Source organism: Sodaliphilus sp., from assembly GCF_045598405.1.
Classification (GTDB): Bacteria; Bacteroidota; Bacteroidia; order Bacteroidales; family Muribaculaceae; genus Sodaliphilus; species Sodaliphilus limicaballi.
The window spans coordinates 1-9624 of the sequence record NZ_JAZLLZ010000202.1 but is presented as its reverse complement, the minus strand read 5'-3'; the positions used below and the strand labels follow the sequence as shown (position 1 = coordinate 9624).

The 9624-nt window shown below is 51.8% G+C and carries 6 protein-coding genes and 1 tRNA gene; 3 read left to right on the top strand and 4 right to left on the bottom strand.

What is annotated here, in order from left to right; translation table 11 throughout:
* The first annotated feature begins 561 nt into the window (after positions 1-561).
* Positions 562-643, top strand: a tRNA-Leu gene (locus tag ACKI3C_RS13300).
* Between the two features lie 158 nt (positions 644-801).
* Here ACKI3C_RS13300 and ACKI3C_RS13295 read toward each other — a convergent pair.
* The 3 genes from ACKI3C_RS13295 to ACKI3C_RS13285 all read right to left on the bottom strand — a co-directional run bounded on the left by ACKI3C_RS13295 (position 802) and on the right by ACKI3C_RS13285 (position 3045).
* Positions 802-1362, bottom strand: a complete 561-nt coding sequence (locus ACKI3C_RS13295) for a peptidylprolyl isomerase (RefSeq protein WP_407405877.1) — start codon at positions 1360-1362, stop codon at positions 802-804.
* Positions 1363-1391: 29 nt separating this feature from the next.
* Positions 1392-2438 carry an endonuclease/exonuclease/phosphatase family protein gene (locus ACKI3C_RS13290; RefSeq protein ID WP_407405875.1) on the bottom strand — a complete coding sequence of 349 codons (1047 nt, stop codon included), beginning with the start codon at positions 2436-2438 and terminating at the stop codon, positions 1392-1394.
* A gap of 160 nt (positions 2439-2598) precedes the next feature.
* The gene (locus tag ACKI3C_RS13285; protein ID WP_407405873.1) at positions 2599-3045 is read right to left on the bottom strand and encodes a hypothetical protein; all 447 of its coding nucleotides are present in this window, start codon (positions 3043-3045) and stop codon (positions 2599-2601) included.
* 1109 nt (positions 3046-4154) lie between these two features.
* Here ACKI3C_RS13285 and ACKI3C_RS13280 point away from each other — a divergent pair.
* Both ACKI3C_RS13280 and ACKI3C_RS13275 read left to right on the top strand, forming a co-directional pair.
* A complete protein-coding gene (locus ACKI3C_RS13280) occupies positions 4155-6482 on the top strand; it encodes a hypothetical protein (RefSeq protein WP_407405871.1) in 2328 nt (775 codons plus the stop codon).
* Positions 6483-6509: 27 nt separating this feature from the next.
* The gene (locus ACKI3C_RS13275; protein WP_407405869.1) at positions 6510-8831 is read left to right on the top strand and encodes a hypothetical protein; all 2322 of its coding nucleotides are present in this window, start codon (positions 6510-6512) and stop codon (positions 8829-8831) included.
* A 132-nt stretch (positions 8832-8963) separates the two neighbouring features.
* On the opposite strand, the gene ACKI3C_RS13270 is transcribed toward ACKI3C_RS13275, so the two are convergent.
* On the bottom strand, positions 8964-9296 hold the full coding sequence (locus ACKI3C_RS13270) for an AAA family ATPase (protein WP_407405867.1): 333 nt from the start codon (positions 9294-9296) through the stop codon (positions 8964-8966).
* Between the last annotated feature and the right edge of the window lie 328 nt (positions 9297-9624).

Here is a 9624-nt window from a genome sequence, read left to right as displayed (position 1 = left end):
TAGAATAATTACTTATTCAGTTAAATCAGAGCAATCTGTTGTAACTATACTACAATAGATTTTTATCCGCACGGGGGTCTCACATGATTTTGTAATGAGAGGCTGAAAGCCGACACGCAGAACGCAGTTCTGCACATAACCCTGTCCTAACTGAGCGCAAGCGAAGGCAGGGCAGGGTAAACGCGATACACTGTACCGCGGTTGAAGACCGCTACCTTGCACGTTTCGAGGTAGCGGTCTTCAACCGCGATTTTGTTACACTTCACACCCCCCACCGGCAGTCGTTTCACTCCCTTCGGTGGGGGTTATGTGTCCAAAGCAAGCTTTGTGCGTGTCGGCTTTCAGCCTCTAATTGTTAATATATTTTCAATGAAAAAAAATCAGTGAGATCAGTGAGATCCGCGCGGGGAGTTCCATTGGTGAATAGTTACTGTCATCTGTGCCTTCTGTGTAGATGTTGAGAAATCGCAACCGGAAAACAGGAAAAATGCAGTAAAAGACAAAAAAAACAGCTTTTTTCTTGCGGGGATGCAAAATTAGTTGTACCTTTGCATCCGCAATGCCCAAGTGGCGGAATTGGTAGACGCGCACGTTTCAGGTGCGTGTGCCGCAAGGCGTGAAGGTTCGAGTCCTTTCTTGGGCACAAAAAGCGGTTGATAATCTAACGATTATCAACCGCTTAACTTTTTACCCGCCCTCATATTTATAGAATTGGCCACAATTTGGTCATAGTGTTCTGCTAACATACAAAAAAGGTGTGCCACTTTGGACACACCTGTATTGTTTTTTGTGGATGTTGGGTCAGTTGCAGTCGCAGCTTCCGCCGCAGCCTCCGCAGTCGCCGCAACCGCCAGCGCTGCCGCAGCTTGCGCAGCCTTTCTTGGGGTTGAGTTCCTCGGCTGTGGCCTCGCGCACGGTGACTACCTCGCCCACGTAGCGCAGCGTGCAGCCAGCGAGCTGGTGGTTGAAGTCGAGTGTCACGGTGGCGTCGTCCATCTTAACTACCTGGCCCAGCACACGCATGCCGTCGGCAGTCATCATGGGCACCTGGGCGCCCACATACACTTTCTCGCTGTCAAACTTGCCGTCAACGAGGAATGTGTCGCGGGGGAGATCCATTACGTAGTCGGGGTCAACCTCACCGAATGCATCGGCGGGAGCCAGCGTGAAGTCGAATTTCTCTCCTTGCTCAAGGCCTTCGATGCCGGCCTTGAACGCTTCGAGCATGCCGGGATCCTGGCCAAACACGAATGCGTCGGGGGCATCGGGGGTGAACTTGAATATTGACACTTCCTTGCCGTTGTCCTCGGTGAAAATCTCGTAGGCAAGCTCTACATATTGTTTCTCTTCAATCTTTGCCATGTTGCTTTAATTCTTTGTTTTTTGAATTGTTATTTTACTTCCTTTACAAGGAAAATCTCGGTGGGGAAGTGGTCGCTGAATCCGTTCAGGAACACACCTGCCGAGTAGGTGCGCAGGGGGTATCCCTGGCGGTCGCCCTCGCGAGTCTTGAGGAAGTCGCGGTTGAGCACCTCGGCGCGCAGGAATGTGAGCTGGGGTTTGTCTTTGCCTTTGTGATACTTGGTGAAGTAGTCGGTCATCATGATTTGGTCAAAGAGGTTCCAGTTGCCTTTGTAGGCCAGAGTGCCGATGCCCTTGTCGAGCTTCTCCCAGAAGGGGTTATACATAGCGCCGTTAACAGCGTCGTCGATCTTCTTCATGCCGCGCATCACCTTGGCGCAACTCTTGTTCTGCGGGTCGTCGTTAAGGTCGCCCATCATGATGACGCCTTGGTTGGGGTCATCGGTGAGCAGTGAGTCGACGATGTGGCGTGACAGTGCGGCGGCTGCTTCGCGCAGGTAGCTTGACTGCTCCTCGCCGCCCAGGCGTGAGGGCCAGTGGTTGACGATGACGCTCACTTTCTCACCTGCCAGCAAGCCGGTAACGCACAGCTGGTCGCGTGTGCGGAATTTGGGGTTGCCCTCGATGGTGAGGCGGTGGTTGTTGACGTTGAGCACCTTGAAGAAGCGGGGGTTGTAGAGCAAGCCCACGTCCACGCCGCGGCGGTCGGGACCGTCGTGGTGCACGATTTGGTAGTGCTGTGCGCGTATTTCGGGCTGCTTCACGAGGTCTTGGAGAACGGTGATGTTCTCAATCTCGCTCACACCGATGATGGCGGGGCCGTTGGGTGTGCCCTGGCTGGTCATCTGGCTGATGGCGTAGGCCATGTTGTGCTGTTTCTGCCAGTATTTCTCGTTGTTCCACTGGCGTGCGCCGCTAGGTGAAAATTCAAGGTCGTACTGACCGTTATTGTTGATTGTGTCAAACAAGTTCTCGAGGTTATAGAACATAACGCCATACACATTGTAGCGGCGTTCCTGCGCAAGTGCGGGAACCAGCATCAATGCTGCCAAGGCAAACAAAAGGATTTTTTTCATAATAAATTAATAGTAGGTAAATGTTTATGCTAAATAATTTGTAAAGTTACTGTAAATGTTGCAAAGCACAAAACAAAATCGCAAGAATTTGCATTTTTTTTGTGTTGCAAGCTGGTGTTAGGGTAGTGTTAGGGTAGTGGTGAAGAAGTGCGGCAGGAGGTTAGGGGTGTAGTTTTCGGCTCTCTTCTAGGGCTTTGTCGAGCTGGGCGCACGGCACCATGATCTCGACAACGCGGCTGCTGTGTGCATCGTGGTAGCGATAGCCTATTCCGCGCCCTGTTGCCGTCACCGTCTGCACGAAGTCTCTGAAGTCGCTGTTTGCTAACTGTTCCAGTACCAGGTTTTTGCGCTGGGCTTCGGTGCTTGATATGCTTTCCATCATGTCGTTTCCGCCCTCGATCTGGTAGTCATACACCACGTAGTCGCTTTCTTGTACAAGTGCGGTGCACACGGTGTATTCGTCGATGACCATGGGCATCTGCTGGTTAGAGTAGTCTATGAGGGTGTCTAGTTCCTTCTGGGCCTTGGTTGTGCACGACGACAAGCTTGCCACGAGGACTATTGCCATGATAGTGATTGCGATGTGGATGGTTTTGTTTCTTGCCATGATTCTTTTGGGTTTTTACAATGTGATACAAAGTTACGCATTTTAATTGACATGACAAAAAAGCGCCACCGCGGGAGCGGGGATGTGACTATGTTGCTGTGTGGCATATCTATATGGTGAATGTGTTTGCATTTCTATAAATTTGCACTATAAATTGCATTTTTATCGTTTTTTTTGGTGTTTTTTTCTATATCATTTGTCAATTTGTAACCAAAACTTGCACAATTAATTTGGAAACGTTTATTTTGTGTCAAATTTATTTCATTACGATTGTTTTTAGGCTTGTTTATTTCATTTATTTCTAATATCGTGAACACATATTTTGGGTTTAGTTAAAAGTTTTAGACTTCAAAAATCATTACTGCTTTGGCAGTAAGAAGGGGAACAGAATGCGTGTAGCACTCTGTTCTTTTTTGTTCGCCCAGGGTAACTATTCAGCAATGGTATTTTGAGTAATATCCCCGCGCGGATCTCACTGATAACACAGATTTAATAATAACTGAAAGAAATTAAAATAATTAGAATAATTTCTTATTCAGTTAAATCAGAGCAATCTGTTGTAACTATACTACAATAGATTTTTATCCGCGCGGGGATCTCACATGATTTTGCAATGAGAGGCTGAAAGCCGACACGCAGAACGCAGTTCTGCACATAACCCTGTCCTAACTAGGCAGGGCAGGGTAACCGCGATACACTGTACCGCGGTTGAAGACCGCAACCTTGCACGTTTCGAGGTAGCGGTCTTCAACCGCGATTTTATTACACTTCACACACACACACACACCGGCAGTCGTTTCACTCCCTTCGGTGGGGGTTATGTGCCCAAAGCAAGCTTTGTGCGTGTCGGCTTTCAGCCTCTAATTGTTAATATATTTTCAATGAAAAAAAATCAGTGAGATCAGTGAGATCCGCGCGGGGAGTTCCATTGGTGAATAGTTACGTTTCTTTGACTATTGGCGCCCGACGAAAAAAAATATTTGAATTTGAATAATTTAGACTTATTTTTCTCGTTATAAGAATAGGATTATTATGTCATCGTGCGCGCGCAGGTACGCCCACGCGTGTATGAACGCACCGCACGACGCTGAATACAAAACAATTATCGCATGGTTAAAAAAATATTTCTACTCTTTGCCCTTGCATTGCCCAGCGTGATGGGCGCGCAACGCATTACCGACACGTGGAAGATTCACCCGCTCTTTGCCGGAGCCAAGGCGCAGAACACCATTGATGCCGGCGACAGGGTGTACTACCTGGCAAGCAACAACCTGTTTTGCTACTACAAGGACACTCAGGAAAACGAAGCCCTCAACAAGAGCAACTACCTGAGCGACGTGGCAGTCACCGGAGCCTACTATGACGAGGCCCGCAAGATGGTGATTGTTACCTATGACAACGGCAACATGGACGTGGTGAACGGCGACGGCAAGGTGACCAATATGGTCGATATCAAGAACGCAACGCTCTCGGCATCAAAGGGCATCAACCACATCTCGTTTGACAGCAAGTATGCCTATGCGGCAACCAAGTTTGGCTATGTCGTGATCGATGACAGCAAGCACATCGTCAAGGAGTCGCGCATCTACGGCAAGAACCTGTCGAGCGTGGCCCATGTGGGCAAGTGGATTGTCATCGCCCAGGACGGCGTCATCATGGTGGGCGAGGAAGCCAAGCACCGCGAGACGCTCGACCAATATGCCGCAACAGGCATCAGCCGTGCCAACGCGCAACTCACGCCCATCGACGACACGCATTTCTTCATGGCGTCGAACACTGCCCTGGAACTGTGCGAAATCGATGCTGCCGGCACCGTGACCGCGCAAGTGGTAGAGCCCAGCCGCACAGTGCAGGTGCTCAAAACCAAGACCGGCTACATAGCCAGCTGCCCCGACGCAAAGAAATACATCACCACCAACGCCGCTGGCAGCGAAGTGCAATCGCACGAGGCTCCGCTAGGCGACCTGGTGACAGCCGGCAACGACGGCACGGTGTGGGGACTAAACAAGAACGGCCTGCACAAGATGGGCGACGAGAACAACTACTTCAAGCCCACATCCATAGGCATCGAGGGCATTACGTTCTGGAGCGTATATAACCCTGGCGACAAGAAACTATATCTGTCAAGCACTTGCGACAACGTGGTGCTATCCAGCGCTATACCCGACGCCAAGACCGAGATATGGACCTATGACGGCGACGACTGGGACGACGTGACCCCCGACGGCGTGCCTCCTTACAGCGGACAGCAGGGCAACTACTGCCCCGTGATGGTGCCCGGCAGCACAAGCGAGTACCTGTTCAGCACCAGCCGCGTGGGCATTTGCCACGTCAAGGACGGCAAGATGGCCAATGTTTACCACATGGACAACATGCCCCGTGGCAGCAAGTACATGGCGGCAATAGGATTTGACGAAGTAGGCAACTTCTATGCCGTGCAGTCAAGCAGCACCAATAATTGCCCCGTGATGATCCTGCCCAAGGCAAAGCTTGCCAACCCCGCAGCAGTGACCAAGGAAGACTGGCTCACTCCCACGGTGAACGGCGTCAAGACAAAAGCCGAGTCGTTCAAGCGTTCAAACCTTGTCATCAGCAAGAAGAGCAACATCAAGGTGTTCACCGCAGGTGAGTACATGGGTCCGCTGGTGATATGGAACGACGGCGGCAACATCAAGACCACCACTCCCGCTACCAAGATTTTTGCGGCGACCGAGCTGGTTGACCAGGACGGACTCAAGTATGAGTGGAGTTACATACGTTGCTTCTCGGCCGACATCGACGGCACCATCTGGATGGGAACAACAAGCGGCCTGGTGAAGTTTGACCCCGCCGAGGCTTTCAAGTCTGGTTTCCACGTGACGCGTTTCAAGGTGCCCCGCAACGACGGCACCAATCTGGCCGACTACCTGCTCGACGGTATGGAAATCAACTGCATCACCACCGATGCATCGGGACGCAAGTGGATAGGCACCAACTCCAACGGTTTGTTCCTGGTGAGCGCCAACGGCACCGAGATTCTCAAGTCTTTCAACATCGACAACAGCCCGCTCGTGTCTAACACCATCTACAGCGTGAGCTGCAATTCCGACAACAACTCTGTGTATATCGTGACCAGCAACGGAGTGATGGAGTACTTCACCGACGTGGTTCCGGCTAGCCCCGACTACAGCAACGTGCATGTGTTCCCCAATCCCGTGCGACCCGAGGACGGCACGCTCGTGACCATTGCCGGACTCATGGAGAACTCGCTGGTGAAGATTGCCGACAGCGCCGGCAACGTGGTCAAGCAGCTCAAGAGCGAGGGCGGCATGTGCACATGGGACTGCTGCAACGACGGCGGTAACCGTGTGAGCACCGGCGTGTATTTTGTCATCGCATCGCAGAACGAGGGTGGCAATGGCTCAAGCGTAGTGAGCAAGTTTGTCGTTATCAAGTAAAAAAACAACAGTATATTTATATCTAATATGGCAAAATTTCTTTTATCTCTCCTAGTGCTCGCTATGCCTCTCATTGCATGGGCGCAGAGCAGCAACAACTGGAAAGTGCACCCCTACTTTGTGGCAACGAAGTTGCAAAACAACATCGACACTGGCGACAAGGTGTACTACCTGGTGAGCAACACGGTGTACTGCTACGACAAGGAAAGCAACTCTACCGAAACGCTCAACAACTCCAACATGCTGAGCGACATCTCGGTGGTGAACATGTACTACAACGACTTGAAAAACTATGTGATGCTCGTCTATGACAACTCCAACATTGACATCATCCTTGCCGACGGGCGAGTGGTCAATGTTCCCGAAATCAAGGACGCTGTGATCACACAGACCAAGGCTATCAATCATGTCACATTTGACGACTCACACGCCTACATCGCCACCGACTTCGGTTTTGTGGTGCTTGACGACGAGAAATTTGTCATCAAGGAGTCGCACATCTACGGCGTGAAACTCAACACCGTGGCACACGTGGGCAACATGCTCGTGCTGGGCAACGCGACCGACTCGGGCTTGAGATATGTCTTTACCAGCAACCCGCGCGAGGTGACCACATCGCACCGCAACTTCTCACCGAGCATCTATCTCGCCAACGGACAGGTAACGCCCATCGATGACAAGCACTTCTTCATCAACACAAAGAACACGCTTGAACTGTGCACGCTCGATGGCACCGCGCAAACCCTGACACGACTGGCCGACTACCGCGCGACCAACATCCAGCGCACACCCACCGGCTTCATCGCCAACTTCCCCGATGCCAACTTCTACATCACCACCGATGCACAGGGCGGCAATCCCGTGAAGACGCAGTGTGTCAACGAACTGCTCACATGCAACCCCAACGGCGACGGCTCTGTGTGGGCGTTGAGCGCCAAGGGACTTGCAAAGCAAGGCGAAAACGACCCGAAAAAACTCAACGGCATAGGTATCTCCACCACTGCCTTCTGGACCACATTCAACCCCGGCGATGGCAAGACCTACCTGGCTTCGACAAGCGACAACGGCGTGCTCTCTAGCGCCAACAAGGGCGCCAAGACCGAAATCTGGACTTACGACGGCAACAGCTGGGAAGACGTGACCCCTGCCAACTTCCCCATATACTATAAAGGTGAAGGCTACCAAGGCAACTACTGGCTCAACTTCATCCCCGGCACCGAGAACTCCTATGTGGTGGCCACACGCGCTGCCGGCGTGGCACACGTGGTCAACGGCACAGTGGTCAACACCTATGTGAGCGGAACTAACACGCCCCTCTACGACAAATACAAACCCGCAACGGCTATCGACGGCGAGGGCAACCTGTGGCTGGCCCAATCTTACCAAACCAGCAACAAGACCGTGGCAGTGCTGCCCAAGAACAAGTTTGACGACCCTGCCAAGGTAACAAAGGCCGACTGGTATCTCTTCAACGTGCCCAACATGGAAGTGGGATTCTTCAAGTCAAGCAGCTTTGTGGTGGCAAAGAACAGTGACATCAAGGTATATACCTCTGGACATTACCAGAAACCCCTGGTGATGTGGGACAGCAAGGGCGACATCACCAAGATGCCCGACTCGCGCTCGTTCACACAGTTCCGCTGCACCGACGGCAAGGCTTTCTCATGCGACTACATCCTCTGTCTCCATGCAGCCAGCAACGGCGACGTGTGGATGGGAACAAGCTCGGGCGTGATCTCGTTTAACCCCGCCGACGCTTTCAAGGGAGAGATGCTCGCCAACCACCTCAAGGTGATGAGCGAGGACGGAATGAGCGAGGAATATCTGCTCGAGGGCATACAGGTGAACTGCATCACCGAGGACTCGGTGGGACACAAGCTGCTGGGCACCCGCACTAACGGTTTCTACATCGTGAACAACGACGGCTCGAAGATCCTCAACCACTTCGACACCAGCAACAGCATCCTGCCCAACAACTGCATCTATGACATCTCTTATAACCCTGTCACTAAATCAGCACTCATCGTCACTATGAACGGTGTCGTTGAGTACTTCCTCGACGCAAAGGCATCGGCCAGCGACTACAACAATGTGAACGTGTTCCCCAACCCCGTTAAGCCCGACTACACAGGTTTTGTCACCATCAGCGGGCTCATGGAAGACTCGCACGTGAGCATCGTTGCCCCCGGCGGCGCTGTGGTCAAGGAACTCGCTAGCGACAACGGCTCGTGCTCATGGGACTGCGCCGACGCAACCGGCGAGCGTGTGGCACCGGGCCTCTACACCGTCATGGCGGCACAAGGCGATGGCGAGCAGAAGCCTGTGGCAACATTCCTCGTCCTCAAGTGACGAGGGACCATAAAACATAACGCCGGCCCGGTTCTTAATCACAAGAACCGGGCCGGCGTCGTTTATTTAGGTCCCACACGCCCCTCAAAAACGCAATCAAGATGCAGTGGGCGTGCCGAGCGTGCCGGCAGATTATACCTCTGTGAGAAGGAATGCCATGTATAGGGGCAAAGTGAGCAATGCTCCGTCACGCCCCACATTGTAGTCGCCCAGCTTGATGGCATCGGGCATTGCTGCCGAGATTGCCATCGTGAGATAGTCCACGGTCAACGAGTCGGCAAAAAGTTCGCGCAACCCCTGCTGCTCATGGAAATCCATGTAGATAACATTCTTGTAGTTTTTATAGGCAAAATCCTTTACCGAGAATGTCTTTCCACACTGGCGGCATCCTTTCACAATGATGGGATTTCTGTCAGGGTCGCTTTTCCAGTCCTTTAATATGCTTGTTATCTTACGTTTAAACATAATAAATGCATAGATATTTTGTGTCGCTCACACTTTTTCGGGCGAGTTTTTGCACAATCTCCACACTTTTTCGGGCGAGTTTTCGTTGCAAAGGTAATAATTATTATTGAAAAACCAACCAAAAGCCTGGTGTTTTATTACCCCAGATAACGAACTTTCTGGGAAAGAAACCCCGACTTCCCCCACTTCTCCCACAGAGTTACTATGTTTGCAGTCGCAAATGACAAGAGGCTGTGAAAAATAGCCAGAACAGGCGGTAGCTTTTTCCGCTCAAAGGGGCTTTGCCCCGGCCGCTCGGGCTGTCCCCAGTGTGTTTTTCATAGTTTTT